Origin of the sequence: Brucella pituitosa (genome assembly GCF_003049685.1) — a bacterium.
Classification (GTDB): domain Bacteria; phylum Pseudomonadota; class Alphaproteobacteria; order Rhizobiales; family Rhizobiaceae; genus Brucella; species Brucella pituitosa.
Window position 1 is genome coordinate 285888 of record NZ_PYSY02000002.1, and the last position, 14913, is coordinate 300800.

Sequence of the window (14913 nt, forward strand, 5' to 3'; positions counted from 1 at the left end):
TAACTATCGCCCTCGTGCATCAATTCTGTGAAGCTTTTCTCAGAATACCCCAGTTATAAATTGCTCCCGCACCCATGAGCGCGCATGTGCAGAGGAATACTGCGGGCATTCCAAAGCGACCGCCAATAAACCCGCCAGCAACGGGACCTGCGACCTGACCCACATACTGCGCCGAAACTGAAAGCCCAAGCACGCTGCCTGCCACACGGTCAGGAACATTGTGTCGGATGACGCTGCTGATACAGGGTAAAAGGCCCCCCAATGCCAGCCCCATCAGAAAGCGCAGGCCAATCAGCTGCCAGGCTTGCGTGACAAAGGCTTGCGGGATCAGCAGGAGCGCTGCAACGGTCAATGCGCCGATGATAACGCGGGTATGGCCGATACGGTCTGCGAGACGGCCAAGTCTGGAGGCAGACAGTATGCTGCCGAGCGCTGCAACAGCCATTACAACGCCGGAAATCAGCGTCACTTTGGTTTGGTCATCCATCAGTTGCATGACATAAACGGTGATGATCGGTTCAATAGACATATTGGCGAACATCAACAGCATGCCTGTTGCGAGCATCGCAATAATTGGTTTGCGATCTGGAATGGCAGCCCAGACCGATTCCTTGTTCTCTTCCTTGCTGCGCTTGGGTGGTTTCCGTTCCTCACGGATCAGAAACGTGGTGGCGAGGAAGGTGAAAAAAAAATCACGCTGCCTGCCAGCCAGAAAGTCGCGCGGATACCGATCAATGGCGGCAGCGCGCCGCCGAGCAAAGGGCCAGCCAGGTTGCCGCCCATAATGCCTGCCGAAAGTGCACCCAGCGCCCAGCCAGTTTTGTCTTTAGGCGTTTGCGTAGCGACGAGGATCATCGAACCCGACGAGTAGCCCCCCCGCAACGCCGACGAACAGTCGCAGAGCTACCAGTTGCCAGATATCTGTGACCATGCCCATCAGCGACATGGCAATTGCCATGCCAAGGCTCGCCCGGATCAGCATCAGCTTGCGGCCATAAAGATCGCCGAGCTTGCCCCAGAACGGGGCGACAATTGCGGCTGCGAGAAAGGTCGCGCCATAGGCAATACCGGACCATTGCACGATAGCGGCGTGATCGGCGACGCCGAGTTGTTCCACGTAGAGCGGCAGAAACGGCAGAAGTAACGACATGGCAACAAGCGTCGTAAAGGAGCCAACGAGGCAGATAATAAGGTTCTGCTTCCAATAGCGTTCCTGATTCTCGTCATTTGCAATCGCGGCTGACGATTGTGTCGTGGCCTTGCCGCCGCTTGTGGCGTGCTGGGTGCTCATGCTGTGTTCCGTGTCTTTTTTGTGTGATTGCATTGTATTCCATTTTGGGATACCAAAACGGAATACACACATGCGCCTGTCCTGACGGCTTGTCAATCAGCCGCTAGCGTGGGGGATTTCAAGTTCCTGCAATTTGTATTGTATTCACGTTTAGGAACTTCAAATCCGTAACCCACGCTAGATTCAAAACTTTACTAGTATGGCTTTGGGCCCGAAATTCGCTCAGGTGGCTGCGTTGCAGGGATGCGAATTTCGGGTCCGCCATACTAGCCAGAATTATCGAGGGTCTAATGTCACAGATGCGTCAAGTCGAAGAACAGCTTCGCGATATGATCCTCGGGCTTGAATTGGGGCCGGGCGAGCGGCTGACCGAACGCTGGATCGAAGCGCAGTTTAATGCTTCGCGCACGCCAATCCGGGCAGCACTTTTGCGTCTTGAGGCGGAAGGGCTTGTCGGGCGGGAAGGGCGCGGCTGGACTGTTTCGCCGATCAATCTCGCGGAAATTGAACAGATCGGCGTTTATCGTGAGGCACTGGAGATTGCCGCTCTCAATGTCACTTGCGCGCTGGAAGATCGCAGTGGCGTCGAGGCAATTGCTGAAATGCTCAACAGTTGCGATGCCACAAGCGCACGCGAGGAATGGCACCGTGTGGGCATGGATTTTCACATCGAACTCGCGCGACTTTCAGGCAATGAATTTCTGAGCCGTGGTGTTCGCGATGCCATGCAACGGCTTTCGCGGGCACGCTGGCTTGAAGTGCGCGACGCGGACGCGCTGGCGCGTGCGTGGCAGCAGCATCGCGCAATTCTTGATGCAGTGCGGGAAGGAGATGCGTCGCAAGCGACAGCTCTGATGGCATCGCATCTCGGGGGGAGCCGGTCGCGCCTGATCGATAATCTGCGCGAGGACCGGCGGGGTTTGAAAGCGCGCGGCTTTGCGGTGGTTAGCGGCTAAAAGCATTTCCAGCAAAAGTGCGAAGCGCCTCCGCAGGAAAATCAGTTCGCCGGACTGATTTCTTTTCCTGCTGCGATGCATAGGATAATGCGTAAAACAATAAATTCACCATTCAGGCAACTTGTGTCCGTCACGGTCAAAATGGGATGGTCGTCCTTCTTTGATGCCCACATCGCGCAGCAAATATTCCGGCGAATTTTCGCTGATGACGTAATGGCTCGGCTTCCGCTTGAACAAGCGTGCAATCCACGCGCGCAGGCCGGAATAGGCCATTTTTTTTGGGCAAACAACGGCAATCGCTGATGAGTTGATCTCAACATCACGCATGGTCGGTCTCGATTTTTTCTGAGCTTAAAGCCTAGTGGGAGGCTGGGCTTTCGGTTAAACTGTACCTATAGTTATGACAGAAAAACGCGTTGTTTTCCAATTGAACGTCGATTATGATGTATAAGGAGAACTTATGCATCATGACGTCGCCCTTACCACCACTCTCAGCCATTCGCGTTTTTGAATCCGCTTCCCGCCATGCAAGCTTTACGCGTGCTGCGGAAGAGCTTGGAATGACTCAGGCTGCCGTCAGCTATCAGATAAAATTGCTGGAAGAGCGCGTCGGTGCGCCGCTGTTTCTGCGAAAGCCGCGCCAGGTGGAATTGACCGAACTGGGCAAGCGTCTCGCACCTTCCATCAATGAAGCTTTTGAAGCCATGCGGACGGCATTTGCATCGGCACGCGAAGACACACAGGGTGTTTTGACGATCAGCGCTGTAGTGACTTTCGCGTCCAACTGGCTGGTTCAGCGATTGGGGTCGTTCCAGATGCAGCATCCGGCGCTAGCTGTGCGGCTGGATACATCGAATGATATGGTCGATTTTTCGACCTCGAATGTCGATATGGCTATCCGCAGCGGAAGTGGTGACTGGCCCGGTATGATCTCGCATGAGCTGATTAAAGCGCAGTTCACGCCAATGCTCAGCCCTAAGCTTATGGAGTCGGTCGGGGGTATTAAAGAACCTGCTGATCTGTTGCGTCTTCGCGCTGTCGATCCCACCGATCCATGGTGGAATATCTGGTACAAGGCTGCCGGAATTGAAAACCCGGAAATAAAGGGTAACGCATTCAGCCGTTATGGTGCGCAACATCTCGAAGGGCGAGCAGCCGCTGCCGGGCAGGGCGTGGGCATCCTCACGCCTGCCTTTCACGCGGCAGAACTGGCATCCGGGCAATTGATCCAGCCCTTTGATCTTCTTTGCGACGATGGACGAGCCTACTGGCTGGTCTATCCCAAAGTGCGAAAGAATATGCCCAAAGTCCGTGCCTTTCGTGAATGGATTTTGAGCGAGCTAAGTTAAAGCTTGCAGACGAATACCAAGGTCTTCGATTTCCGTATCTGCGAAAACTTCGATGCCATGGCCGCGAAGAAGAGTGGCGGTGACACCGGCACCAGAATGCTTCTGGCCGATGAATTTGCCATCATAGATCGTGCGACTGCCGCAAGATGGGCTACCATCGATTAACAGAGCAAAGCGGCAATCATTTGCTTTTGCCACGGCAAGCGCGGCCTGAGCACCGGCGACAAATTGTGCGGTTACATCGCCGCCGGTTTCTTCAATGACACGACCGCGGCCTGAAAGAACGGCTTTACCATCGCCTCCCGCAGCGATTTCTGCAGGGAGGCGCGGTACGCTGAAGCCCGCCATCAATTCGGGACAAACGGTCACGAGTCGCCCTTCAGCACGCCACTGATCAACAAGTGGATGCGCAAGCGGCTTTGCTGATCCGTTGTAACGGACTGGATGACCCGCAAGGCAGGCGCTGATCAGTATTTTGCCGCTCATGGCATCGACTTTCTTTATGGATGTGGATTTGGGAAACCGTGCCGCTCAGCAAGCACTGCGAGAATTGCATCCCTGTCGGAAACGAAAGCATTGCCTTCGTACTCGCCTGCTTGGTGGACCGAGCGATCACCTTTCGCCAATATGAACAAAGGCAAAGACTGGTTTTCCGCGCCCACAAGCGCAATGACTTCATGCCGCGGTCGTGGCCAGGCGACCCGCTTGATGTCTAGGTTTTTTCCGAGTTCAGGAAATGAAGCCAGAACACCTTCCATCAAGGCGCAATGCTCGCAATAGAATTTTTGACCGGGATAGGCCGGGTCTTCAAAACCCGGCTGCAAAAGGTAAAGCGTATCGCGATTCATGATTTCAACTTCCACTATTGCTTTGGAACAGGACGCCATCGTCATGCTTGAGGGACTCGGCTAAGTTCTTCGTTCACATTAGCAGCCAGTTCGAAAAAGCGCTGACGAATTTGCGGTGCAAAATCATTTGCACGTTCGATGGCATGGAAAACCTCCGGCGCATCATGGCGTACCATGCCCACTGCCTGCATGATGAGATCGAAGCTCTTCGTCGTCATACGCGTTGGCAATGGCTCCATCTGTACCAGCACTTTTGCGATCAGATGCGTTAGTCCCTGAACCATGGCCGCATCGCGATCATGGTCTGCGGGCGTTGTCATAATCACATCAAGCGTCAGATGCTTGCGCAAGAATGCGCCGATGCGAAGCGCTTGCGTGCTACGAACAGGACAAATGGCAATCTTCAGTCCAGCGATCCCGTTGCGTGCGCTTTGCGGGCCAAACAACGGATGTGTGGCGACAATATCGACATGATCCGGCAGGCCTTTGAGCATGATATTGGCTGGGACAACCTTCACCGATCCGACATCCATAACCAGCGCGCCGGGCCGCAGATGCGGCGCAATTGCTTCAACGACTGCTTCAAGGTTTGATACGGGTGTTGCCAGAATAACGATGTCACAACGGGCTACATCTTCGATTGTCGCAAGTGTTACGGAAAGCGCGCCTGCAACATTATCCAGTCTGGCGACCGGATCATAAGCATACAGCCGGAAATACGGGCTCAAGTAACGGGCAATAAGTTGCCCGAATGCACCAAAGCCGATAATGCCGATTGTTTTATGCTGATGATTTTCGTCGAAAGACATAGACTGACCTCTGAATGGCTGGGTCGCCAGAGGCACTGTCTTCAAACTAAACCGCTGGCAATGCAGCGGTTGAACTATGACAAAGCAAACCCGCCGCTATATGAGCGGGGCGTAATAAGACCGGGTGTTGATGAGCGCTTTAATCATGGTGCTTTGCTATTCCTGCCGGGACGCATTGTCAATGACTTGAATGCGCCCCGACGTTCAATCGTTCAAAGGTTGCTGACGCCGCCGTCAACCTGAATTTCCGAGCCGACAACGAATGTCGATTCATCGGAGGCGAGAAACACCGCAGCTTTGGCAAGCTCAACGGGCTTGCCCATCCGTCCAATTGGCACGAGCTTGCGTATATCCTCACGCAAGGCTTCTTCTTCATCGGCAGCAAGTCCCAACTTGCCAAAAGCCGGCGTTTCCGTTGGGCCGGGGCTCAGACCATTCACACGAATGCCGCGATCGACAAGCTCGCCGGAAAGGGTCCTTGCGAACGACAGAAGCCCCGCCTTGCTGGCAGCATAGGCACTGCTTTGCGGTAAGCCGATATGTGCGCTGGCCGATCCGCATAGGATGACGGATGAGGGATTGGGAAGAAGTGGTAGCAACGCTTTGATGAGAAAGAATGGCCCTTTCAGATTGATCGCCATTAGGCGGTCATAGGCCTCTTCGGAGAAGTCCTGCAGCGGGCTATGCGTGACGTCGCCCGCATTTATGTAAAGGGCATCAAGACGAGGCCATTGCTCCCGGAGCGCCTGCGCAAGTTGTTCCTGCGCTGTAACATCTCCTGAATCGCTTTGGATTTTGAGGACACTTTCAGGCAGCTCGCGAGCCGCCGCTTCCAGACCTTCAGCCTTGCGGCCTGTAATGGCCACGGTCGCCCCTTCAAGGGCGAACTGTCTGGCTGTTTCAAGCCCGATACCGCTCGTACCGCCCGTGATAAGCGCATATTTTCCTTCGAGACGACCCATAATTCACCTTTCTGCAGCCGAAGCATTTTCGCTTCCGGGAGAAAGGACATTGTGTCCATTAGTATCCAATGTATAGTAGGAACCAAATTGGTACTAAAGGAATAATTTTCCAATTTGGAGATCACGTCCATGGGTGACATATCGAGTGAGGTGTCCACCGACAGTCGGTGCCCCATGGTGGATTTCGTCAATCTGATTGCTGGAAAATGGGCGATACCGATCCTGTATCGGTTGATCGTTACGGATGGTCCCATCCGTTTTGGTGAATTGCAGCGTGCTGTCGCGCCGATTACCCAGAAAGAACTGACACGGCAGCTCAGGCTGTTTGAAACGCGCGGGTTGATTACCCGCGTCGTTTATCCCGAAATGCCGCCAAGAGTGGAATATGAGGTGACGCCGTTAGGCAAAACCCTGCGTGATACGCTTGATTCACTTGCCTGCTGGATGCAGGCAAATGGATCAAAGCTGAAGGTTTGACAGACACGTACCAAGCGGGGTGGCAACTTCGACAGTTGTAAGAGCGACATTCGTTTCCCCCAAAATGTCGTCGATGATGAAAACCGGACCCTATCACCCGTTTAAGATCAGTTTTTTCTTCGCCGACATTGCCGACTGGACTTTCCCTCGAGTCCCCCTCATGCCAGCGATGTGAGGAATTATGGAGCAGATAAATCTGCTCCTTACTTAACCCGGATCAATTTGTGAGCCTTCAAACCGCTCCAATTCGTGCCGGAATATTCACCTTTCGAAGTAGATCTTACGTCTATTCGTGGAGGCTTTCGCCCGGATTGCTGGAATATTTTCAGACGGATCATCGGGTATGATCAGATTCGTAGTCTTGGGGCGAAGCAACTGAAGCAAACTATCTGCGCAACACGGATTGAAGCTTCAAATTTTTGATTTGGTGCATCGTGCTTTGCTAAAATCCAAGCCGATTTGAGCCCGATGCCAGGCACTCGAAGAGCGGAGGGATACATGTCAGCAGATAATAACTCGCACTCGCCTCGCAATCGTGCGCGACGGCATTTTCTAGGGGCTGCCGCAGGAATGGCCGCGAAAGCTGCAGCACTTGGCGCGTTGGCTTCGTCCCTGTCATCGCTACCAGCACGTGCTTTGGGTACGAAATGGTGGGAGCATGGCGGCGGTTCCGGCAGCAATTGTCTCCTCAAAGGCACGCTCATCGATACACCAAAAGGACCTGTACCGGTCGAAAAACTGGCTATAGGCGATCTGGTGAAAACGGTTCGCGGTGAAACGCTGCCGATTAAATGGGTTGGGTGGCAATGCCTCGTAAGCTCCGGCGCGGATTGGAATGAAAGCATCATGCCAATCCGCATCGAGCGTCACGCACTGGGTGGCAAGCTTCCTCGGCGCGATCTTTATCTTTCGCCAAACCATGCGCTGTTTATCGACGGCGTTCTCATCCGTGTAAAAGATCTGGTGAACGGGCATTCAATTGCGCGCATTTCAGAAGATGATGCCATCGACTATTACAACATCGTGCTCGACAGCCACGAAGTCGTCTTTGCAGAGGGAATGGCGGTTGAAACCTATCTGATGCGCGGTGAGAGCTATATGAGCTTCACGAACTTCACTGAATATCAGCAGCTTTATGCTGATGAACCGCTGGTTACCATGAAGCCTTTCGCGCCAATCATGGGTTATGAAGGCGCGCGGGAACATATGCACGCTCTGATGTGTATGAGTGGCGTGCTCCCTATGCGGGATGTCGTGGAAGAAACCTATCAGCGACTGGCAACAGCATCGGCCCAAAAATCGATTTCGATTTTTGGAAAGCACGTTGCGTAATTCATGAAATCAGTGTGCTCGAGTAAGTGTAGTTTAGAGTATCAGAGCATGAAAAACAGCAGGCGGTACATCTTCTGATGTTCCGCCTGCCTTATTAGAGCATAATCCGACCGGTGTGAAACGAGGATAGATAAGATTATGCTTAAAACAGAACAAGTTAGAGCGCCGATCTGATCCAAAATCAGATCGAAACGCGCTCTAAATGCGATCCATCAGCGCATACCACGACAGCGCGACGAAGAGGAGGGGCGCACGGAATGTACGGCCGCCAGGAAACGCAGGAATGCGCAACTCTTCAAAGAGTCTCAGACTTTCACGCTTACCGCTGATGACCTCTGCGTAAAGCCTGCCCATATAGTTGGCCAGCATCACACCATGGCCCGAGTAGCCGCCTGCCGAAATGACGCCGGGCATCACCTCGCGTACAAAGGGCTGGCGTGGCATGGTTATGCCAACCGATCCGCCCCAGGCTTGCGTGATTTCGACCTTGTCCAGCGCTGGGTAGATTTCCGCGATCTGTCGGCGGATATGTTCGCTTATGTCGCGAGGATTGTCGGCCGTATAGGCCTCGCGACCACCAAACAGCAGGCGACCATCCTTGGATTTACGGAAGTAACGCACAACGAAACGCGAGTCATCAACCGACTCTCCGCCGGGAATGACTGGACTGTCATCACCCAGAGGCGCTGTTGCGCCAATGAATGACCTGATCGGCATCACATGTGCAGCACTCACCGGCTCCAGATCGCCGCCGTGAGCATTTACGGCAAGTAACGCGTTCTTTGCTGAAATCGTGCCTCGCGGTGTTTCCACTTCGATGCGACCGCTTACCGTGCTGATCTTTGTGGCCCTGGTGTTCTCAAAAATATATGCACCGGCCTCAGCGGCAACTCTGGCCAGCCCAATCAGCAATTTCAGCGGATGAATGTGACCTGTGCCGGCATCATAAAGGCCACCGTGATAGCGGCTTGAGCCAAGCAGTGTGGCCATTTCCTCCCGCTCGACGTAACGAACATGCGGATAGTTGAAGCGCGTCGCCATCAATTCCGCATGTTCCTGATAGTGCTTGAGATAACGTGGCTTGTGCACGGCAGAGATCTGGCCGGGCACATATTCCATGTCGATATTATGTTCGCGCGCAAAGCCGAGCAGGTGTGCCTTAGCTTCTTCCGCTATGTTGAAGAGAGCTTTCGCGCGTTCAAAGCCATATTGCTTTTCGAGATCTTCTGCCCATGTTCGCTGGCCCGTACCAAACTGCCCGCCATTGCGCCCCGAAGCCCCATCGCCGAAGCGAGCAGCTTCAATCAGGACAACGTCAGCTCCCTGCTTTGCCAGATGATAAGCCGCTGAAAGCCCTGTGTAACCGCCTCCAATGATGACGACATCCGCCTGTCGTGCACCATCCAATTCGGGATATTGCGGGCGTTCTGAAACGCTCGCTTCGTACCAGGAGAAGCCGGGCGAGATTGGGCTTTGATAGGACATGTGGAACCGGTCAGACGTTGAGCAGCAGGAACTCACGCTCCCACGGGCTGATGACTTCCATGAAGGTTTCAAATTCGGCACGCTTGATCGCTGCGTAAGTGGTTACGAACGAGCTGCCGAACAGGTTGCGCAATTCCTGATCGTTTTCAAACAGTTGCACTGCTTCAATCAGACCACGCGGAAGGTCGATCTCCTTGGTGTTGACGCTGGTCGATGCGGGCTGATCCGCTTCGATCTTGTTGACCATGCCGATCAGGCCGCAGGCAAGCGAGGCAGCAAGTGCCAGATATGGATTGGCATCTGACGATGGAATCCGGTTTTCAACGCGTCTGCCGCCAGGCTCTGAGCGCGGCACACGGAATGCCGTTGTGCGGTTGTCATACCCCCATTTGACGTTGACCGGAGCGGAAGCGTCTGGCGTCAGGCGGCGATAGGAATTTACATAAGGCGCGAACATCACAAGCGCGTTAGGCACATGCCGCTGCATACCGCCGATGAAGTGGCGGAAGGCTTCGCTTTCACTGCCATCTTCGTTGGAGAAGATGTTGCGACCAGTCTTCTTATCGACAATTGACTGGTGGATATGCATGGCCGAACCCGGTTGGCCCTGAATAGGCTTGGCCATGAAAGTTGCATACATGTCGTGCTTAAGCGCTGCCTCACGGATCGTGCGCTTGAACATGAAGACCTGATCAGCTAGCTCAACCGGATCGCCGTGGCGCAAGTTGATTTCAAGCTGGCCAGCGCCTTCTTCGTGGATCAGCGTATCAATCTCAAGGCCCTGACCTTCAGAGAAATGATAGATGTCGTCGATCAGTTCATCGAACTCGTTGACGCCCGCGATCGAATAGCCCTGACCGCCGCCAATGGCGCGGCCGGACCGGCCGACCGGAGGGGTCAGCGGATAATCCGGGTCTGGATTTTTACGTACCAGATAGAACTCGATTTCCGGCGCGACCACTGGCTTGAGGCCGCGCTTGTTGTAAGCAGCCACAACTGAGCGCAGCACATTGCGCGGAGTAAACTCCACCGCACGACCATCCTGATAAACTAGGTCGCAAATGACCTGTGCCGTTGCATCAGATTCCCATGGTACAGTGCAGAGCGTCGAAAGATCGGGCATCAGTTTCAGATCGCCATCGTCTTCCGGATACTGGAAGCCATGGCCATCTTCCGGGTAATCCCCTGAAATCGTGGTCATGAACACGGCTGATGGAAGCGCCAGCGAGGTATTCGACGTGAACTTCTTCGATGGCATCATCTTGCCGCGGGCAACGCCAGCCTGATCAGGGGTGATGCACTCGATGTCTTCAATGTCGCGCCATGCCAGCCATTCTGTGGCTTGCTTCCAGTTCTTCACGCCGCGAAGCGATTTGACATAAGCAGGCGTACGGCGACGCGGCGCACGCGTTACCTTCTTTTCCGTCGTATCAGCAGACATCCAACACCAAAAAATGATTTCGTATGGCGTCATGATAGCGGGGCTAGGCCCTGTTGACAAATGAAGCTTTGCTCAAAAATACAAGTATATTCGGGGGATCAAGGTGGTTCTGCTATCGTTTTGCCATGATTGCTAAAATAGGTTGCGATCAGACATTATGAGGAGTGTTCTGATGCTGAAAACAAGAGTCGATGCTACCCGTCTGGCGGCGGCATCGCTTGCTATTTTGCCGCTTTTGGGCGTGCAGGCGCACGCCTATGAAAAGACGATGGCTTGCATGCTGGTGGTGGACGCTGACAGCGGTAAAGTGTTAACAAAAGAGGGTGCAGGTTGCGCAACCCGCATCAGTCCTGCATCGACTTTCAAAGTTCCTTTGGCCGTCATGGGGTTTGAGAGCGGAATTTTGAAAGACGGACATGACCCGGTCTGGCCCTACAAGAAAGAATATAAGGCTGAGCTTGAGTTCTGGCGCCACGATACAGATGCGACCCGGTGGGAAGAAAAATCCGTTGTCTGGTTTTCGCGTGAGCTGACGAAAAAGCTTGGAATGAAGGACTTCCAGAAATTCACAGACAGCTTTGATTACGGCAATCGAGATTTGTCCGGTGACAAGGGCAAGAATAATGGCCTGACGCAGTCATGGATCAGTTCGTCACTTGAAATTTCACCGGAAGAACAAGTCGCTTTCCTACGCAAATTGCTTGCCAGACAACTACCGGTCTCGGCTCAGGCTGCAGAAAAAACGATGAGCATATTGCCAATCGAGAAGCTCGATAATGGGTGGACGGTGCATGGCAAAACTGGCTCCAGTGTTGAGCGCGACGCACAGGGCAAAATCGACCGTAGCCGTCAATTTGGCTGGTATGTTGGCTGGGCGGAAAAAGATGGCAAGCAAGTCGTCTTTGCAAGGCTTAACCGGAATGCCGAGCGCCAGAAAGGTGGTATGGGTGTGCCGACAAAAAATGAGACGTGGGACGCATTGGAACATTTGTTAAAGTAGTACTGGTGTTAAAGTAATACTGGCGGACGGCGGAAAATTGGGAGTATAGGCTGTGCTCCCAATCGTCTTCTGGACAAAATGCAATGATCGTTCGCCCGCGCCCGCCCTTGTGGAAACTGTTCTTCATCCTCAAAGGCTCCATCGTCACGCGAATATTGCCGCAGATATTTGCGGTCTTCGCGCTATCGCTCATCGTCGTTTGGGCGCATCGCGCTTTTCCGGGTTGGGTGCCAGCATTCAATAATGGCACGGCATTCGCGTTGCTCGGTATTGCGCTTTCGATCTTCCTCGGTTTTCGCAACAATGCCTGCTACGACCGTTGGTGGGAAGCGCGCAAAGTTTTTGGCAAGCTGGTCTATGTCACGCGCGGTTTTGCTCGTGAGACTTTGGTTCTCAATCAACTGCCCGGAGTGGATGGCACACGCGAGAAACTGCTTCGCTATGTTATAGCATTTACGCAATCTATGGTGCCGCATCTTCGCCCGGGTGATGGGCAAACAAAGGCGCTTAAGTGGCTGACTGCTGACGAACAAAAGGCTTTTGAAGCAAGCCATAACGGGCCTGATCTCATCCTGCGCAAGATCGGCGAGATGCTAGCAGAACTGCGCGGTACCGCGCGCATCGGTGCCATCGATTTTCAGACGTTCAATGCATCAGTGAATGGGTTGGCGGAAGTGCAGGCCGCCTCTGAGCGTCTGCGTTTTACGCCGGTCCCTTTCGGCTATACTTTGCTTTTGCACCGCACAGCCTATCTGTTCTGCTTTTTCATTCCCTTTGGCTTTGCCGATATGCTCGGCTGGGGTACGCCTTTTGCGACCACTCTGGTTGCTTACACCTTCTTTGGCCTGGATGCTCTGGGGGATGAGCTGGAAGAGCCATTCGGCACGCTGCCCAACGATCTGCCGATTGGCGCGATCGCGGATACGATTGAGATCAATTTGCGCGAAGCTATGGGGGAAACGAATTTGCCAGACCTGCCGCAGCCGAGAAACTACCTGCTCATGTAAAAAAGAACCCGACTGGCAGAGCCAGCCGGGGAGGTCAGTCAGGTCAATCCAACATGAATGAACTGGTATATCAAGTTCTAATATATGCTCTTTGAATGAAACGACCGGAGTGAGACATTTCGCTCGTCATACCCCGTCGCCACAGCTTCGCCGAGGCGAATAACATGGCGGCGACGGCGATTGTCGAGAACGTCATCCTTTTTCGTGGGTGACGATGACCGGGATCAGAAGGTCACCCCAGTTGCCGTCGCCGTTCCCGTGTTGCCGAAGGCACACAAAATGAAGGAACATGGTGGCGACGGCGATTATCGAGAGCGTCATCCTTTTTCGTGGGTGACGATAACCGGGATCAGAAGATCACCCCAGTTGCCGTCGCCGCCATGATGACGAGCCGAGCGGACCAGTTCCACGGAAACGCCTGCCTCGACCGCCTTCATGACGGTGTAGTTGAGACGATGCAGATCGTTGGCGAGCATACGGATAACGGTCTGCTGATCCGTGGTCATGCTTGAAGATTGTTCTTCTGCTCTTTCCTTGACGCGTGCTGGCGAATTCATGGAACTATTCCTCCTGTTTGTCGCCGGGCTGTTATTCAGCAGCCGGTCTGAACTGTGCTGTTTCAGTCGATTCCTTCATGGCGGTGGTCGAAGACTGGCCGCCGGTGATTGCGAGCGACACGGCATCGAAATAGCCGGTGCCGACTTCACGTTGATGCTTGGTCGCGGTGTAGCCGTTGGCTTCGGCTGCGAATTCCGCCTGTTGCAGTTCGGAATAGGCTGCCATCTGCCGGTCCTTGTAACCGCGTGCCAATTCGAACATGCCGAAGTTGAGCTGGTGGAAACCAGCCAGCGTGATGAACTGGAACTTGTAGCCCATCGCACCCAGCTCACGCTGGAACTTGGCAATTGTGGCGTCGTCGAGGTTCTTCTTCCAGTTGAACGACGGCGAGCAGTTATAGGCGAGCTTCTTGCCCGGATGCGCCTTGTGCACGGCTTCCGCGAAGCGGCGAGCCTGTTCGAGATCGGGCTTGGATGTTTCCATCCAGATCAGATCGCAATAGGGCGCATAGGCAATTGCGCGGGCAATGCATGGCTCGATGCCGTTCTTCACCTGATAGAAGCCTTCCGCTGTGCGGCCAGCATCGTAATCAACAAAGGGCTGATCGCGCTCGTCGATGTCCGAGGTCAGAAGCTTGGCGGCTTCCGCATCCGTGCGGGCGATAACCAGCGTTGCCGTTCCCATCACGTCCGCAGCCAAACGAGCCGCATTGAGGTTGCGAATGTGCGCTGCCGTCGGGATCAGAACCTTGCCCCCAAGATGGCCGCACTTCTTTTCCGAAGCGAGCTGGTCTTCATAGTGAACACCGGCTGCACCTGCCTCAATGAAGGCCTTCATGATCTCGAAAGCGTTCAGCGGGCCGCCGAAGCCTGCCTCAGCGTCGGCAACAATGGGAGCAAACCAGGTGTCGACCGAAAATCCCTTGCCTTCGGCGGTTTCGATCTGGTCGGCGCGCTGCAACGTCTTGTTGATACGCTTTGCCAGTTCCGGGGCTGCATTCGCCGGATAAAGCGACTGGTCCGGATACATGCTCGATGCCGTGTTTGCATCCGCTGCAACCTGCCAGCCGGAAAGATAGATTGCCTTCAGACCCGCGCGAACCATCTGCATGGCCTGATTGCCGGAAAGCGCGCCGAGCGCATTGACGAAATCTTCCTCATGGATCAGCTTCCAGAGACGGTTGGCACCCATTTCAGCCAGCGAGTACTTGATCTCCACCGAACCGCGCAGCCTTTTTACATCTTCGGCCGTATGTGCCCGCTGGATGCCGTCGAAGCGGCCTTTTGGTGCCGAAGGGATAAGGCTGTAAAAATCTGTCATTTCGGTGTCTCCTCACACTCTAATCAGGTTCTGGAAGAGCAATCTGCCTGCGCTCTTTCTGTGACCAGATTTACAACT

15 protein-coding genes and 1 pseudogene are annotated in these 14913 nt (G+C 54.1%); 6 read left to right on the forward strand and 10 right to left on the reverse strand.

What is annotated here, in order from left to right; all coding sequences use genetic code 11:
* Positions 1-19 precede the first annotated feature (19 nt).
* A pseudogene (locus C9380_RS13675) lies at positions 20-1291 on the reverse strand (multidrug efflux MFS transporter).
* Positions 1292-1581: 290 nt separating this feature from the next.
* Between C9380_RS13675 and C9380_RS13680 the strand changes: the two are divergent.
* Entirely contained in the window at positions 1582-2247 is a 666-nt protein-coding gene (locus C9380_RS13680; RefSeq protein WP_111787054.1) for a GntR family transcriptional regulator, read from the forward strand.
* Positions 2248-2352: 105 nt separating this feature from the next.
* Here C9380_RS13680 and C9380_RS13685 read toward each other — a convergent pair whose 3' ends face one another.
* Positions 2353-2574 (reverse strand): hypothetical protein, encoded by a 222-nt coding sequence (locus C9380_RS13685; protein WP_024896418.1) that lies wholly within the window; start codon positions 2572-2574, stop codon positions 2353-2355.
* A 140-nt stretch (positions 2575-2714) separates the two neighbouring features.
* Here C9380_RS13685 and C9380_RS13690 point away from each other — a divergent pair, with 140 nt between their 5' ends.
* Positions 2715-3596 carry a LysR substrate-binding domain-containing protein gene (locus C9380_RS13690; RefSeq protein WP_100556889.1) on the forward strand — a complete coding sequence of 294 codons (882 nt, stop codon included), beginning with the start codon at positions 2715-2717 and terminating at the stop codon, positions 3594-3596.
* Here C9380_RS13690 and C9380_RS13695 read toward each other — a convergent pair.
* The 4 genes from C9380_RS13695 to C9380_RS13710 form a co-directional block, all read right to left on the reverse strand.
* The gene (locus tag C9380_RS13695; RefSeq protein WP_024896416.1) at positions 3588-4082 is read right to left on the reverse strand and encodes a 2-thiouracil desulfurase family protein; all 495 of its coding nucleotides are present in this window, start codon (positions 4080-4082) and stop codon (positions 3588-3590) included. The two genes, C9380_RS13690 and C9380_RS13695, sit on opposite strands and share 9 nt — an antisense overlap.
* A gap of 14 nt (positions 4083-4096) precedes the next feature.
* Complete coding sequence (locus C9380_RS13700) at positions 4097-4444, reverse strand: DUF3088 domain-containing protein (RefSeq protein ID WP_100557990.1); 348 nt, start codon at positions 4442-4444, stop codon at positions 4097-4099.
* Positions 4445-4485: 41 nt separating this feature from the next.
* On the reverse strand, positions 4486-5253 hold the full coding sequence (locus C9380_RS13705; RefSeq protein ID WP_024896414.1) for a prephenate dehydrogenase/arogenate dehydrogenase family protein: 768 nt from the start codon (positions 5251-5253) through the stop codon (positions 4486-4488).
* A gap of 212 nt (positions 5254-5465) precedes the next feature.
* Positions 5466-6215, reverse strand: coding sequence for an SDR family oxidoreductase (locus tag C9380_RS13710; protein WP_111787055.1), 750 nt, complete (start codon positions 6213-6215; stop codon positions 5466-5468).
* Positions 6216-6344: 129 nt separating this feature from the next.
* Here C9380_RS13710 and C9380_RS13715 point away from each other — a divergent pair, with 129 nt between their 5' ends.
* Positions 6345-6692 carry a winged helix-turn-helix transcriptional regulator gene (locus tag C9380_RS13715; RefSeq protein WP_084479850.1) on the forward strand — a complete coding sequence of 116 codons (348 nt, stop codon included), beginning with the start codon at positions 6345-6347 and terminating at the stop codon, positions 6690-6692.
* A gap of 498 nt (positions 6693-7190) precedes the next feature.
* On the forward strand, positions 7191-8024 hold the full coding sequence (locus C9380_RS13720; RefSeq protein ID WP_024896411.1) for a Hint domain-containing protein: 834 nt from the start codon (positions 7191-7193) through the stop codon (positions 8022-8024).
* A gap of 198 nt (positions 8025-8222) precedes the next feature.
* On the opposite strand, the gene C9380_RS13725 is transcribed toward C9380_RS13720, so the two are convergent.
* Both C9380_RS13725 and C9380_RS13730 read right to left on the reverse strand, forming a co-directional pair.
* The gene (locus C9380_RS13725; protein ID WP_128093791.1) at positions 8223-9509 is read right to left on the reverse strand and encodes an NAD(P)/FAD-dependent oxidoreductase; all 1287 of its coding nucleotides are present in this window, start codon (positions 9507-9509) and stop codon (positions 8223-8225) included.
* Positions 9510-9519: 10 nt separating this feature from the next.
* Complete coding sequence (locus C9380_RS13730) at positions 9520-10950, reverse strand: glutamine synthetase family protein (RefSeq protein WP_024896409.1); 1431 nt, start codon at positions 10948-10950, stop codon at positions 9520-9522.
* A gap of 172 nt (positions 10951-11122) precedes the next feature.
* Between C9380_RS13730 and blaOXA the strand changes: the two genes are divergently transcribed.
* Positions 11123-11950, forward strand: coding sequence for a class D beta-lactamase (gene blaOXA, locus C9380_RS13735; RefSeq protein WP_164844660.1), 828 nt, complete (start codon positions 11123-11125; stop codon positions 11948-11950).
* Positions 11951-12033: 83 nt separating this feature from the next.
* Positions 12034-12957: a bestrophin family protein gene (locus C9380_RS13740; RefSeq protein ID WP_128093793.1), complete on the forward strand. Its 924-nt coding sequence runs from the start codon at positions 12034-12036 to the stop codon at positions 12955-12957.
* A gap of 317 nt (positions 12958-13274) precedes the next feature.
* On the opposite strand, the gene C9380_RS13745 is transcribed toward C9380_RS13740, so the two are convergent.
* Together C9380_RS13745 and aceA are read right to left on the reverse strand one after the other, a co-directional pair.
* Positions 13275-13514, reverse strand: coding sequence for an SMc00767 family acetate metabolism repressor (locus C9380_RS13745; RefSeq protein ID WP_024896406.1), 240 nt, complete (start codon positions 13512-13514; stop codon positions 13275-13277).
* A 31-nt stretch (positions 13515-13545) separates the two neighbouring features.
* Complete coding sequence (gene aceA / locus C9380_RS13750) at positions 13546-14835, reverse strand: isocitrate lyase (protein WP_128093794.1); 1290 nt, start codon at positions 14833-14835, stop codon at positions 13546-13548.
* Positions 14836-14913 lie beyond the last annotated feature (78 nt).

Excerpts from the sequence above, each read along its gene's own strand:
- C9380_RS13715 (WP_084479850.1), top strand. The coding sequence starts at position 6,345 with ATGGGTGACATATCGAGTGAGGTGTCCACCGACAGTCGGTGCCCCATG.
- C9380_RS13745 (WP_024896406.1), bottom strand. The coding sequence starts at position 13,514 with ATGAATTCGCCAGCACGCGTCAAGGAAAGAGCAGAAGAACAATCTTCA.
- C9380_RS13705 (WP_024896414.1), bottom strand. The coding sequence starts at position 5,253 with ATGTCTTTCGACGAAAATCATCAGCATAAAACAATCGGCATTATCGGC.
- C9380_RS13710 (WP_111787055.1), bottom strand. The coding sequence starts at position 6,215 with ATGGGTCGTCTCGAAGGAAAATATGCGCTTATCACGGGCGGTACGAGC.
- C9380_RS13720 (WP_024896411.1), top strand. The coding sequence starts at position 7,191 with ATGTCAGCAGATAATAACTCGCACTCGCCTCGCAATCGTGCGCGACGG.
- C9380_RS13680 (WP_111787054.1), top strand. The coding sequence starts at position 1,582 with ATGTCACAGATGCGTCAAGTCGAAGAACAGCTTCGCGATATGATCCTC.
- C9380_RS13700 (WP_100557990.1), bottom strand. The coding sequence starts at position 4,444 with ATGAATCGCGATACGCTTTACCTTTTGCAGCCGGGTTTTGAAGACCCG.
- C9380_RS13695 (WP_024896416.1), bottom strand. The coding sequence starts at position 4,082 with ATGAGCGGCAAAATACTGATCAGCGCCTGCCTTGCGGGTCATCCAGTC.
- blaOXA (WP_164844660.1), top strand. The coding sequence starts at position 11,123 with ATGCTGAAAACAAGAGTCGATGCTACCCGTCTGGCGGCGGCATCGCTT.
- C9380_RS13685 (WP_024896418.1), bottom strand. The coding sequence starts at position 2,574 with ATGCGTGATGTTGAGATCAACTCATCAGCGATTGCCGTTGTTTGCCCA.
- C9380_RS13690 (WP_100556889.1), top strand. The coding sequence starts at position 2,715 with ATGACGTCGCCCTTACCACCACTCTCAGCCATTCGCGTTTTTGAATCC.
- C9380_RS13740 (WP_128093793.1), top strand. The coding sequence starts at position 12,034 with ATGATCGTTCGCCCGCGCCCGCCCTTGTGGAAACTGTTCTTCATCCTC.
- aceA (WP_128093794.1), bottom strand. The coding sequence starts at position 14,835 with ATGACAGATTTTTACAGCCTTATCCCTTCGGCACCAAAAGGCCGCTTC.
- C9380_RS13730 (WP_024896409.1), bottom strand. The coding sequence starts at position 10,950 with ATGTCTGCTGATACGACGGAAAAGAAGGTAACGCGTGCGCCGCGTCGC.
- C9380_RS13725 (WP_128093791.1), bottom strand. The coding sequence starts at position 9,509 with ATGTCCTATCAAAGCCCAATCTCGCCCGGCTTCTCCTGGTACGAAGCG.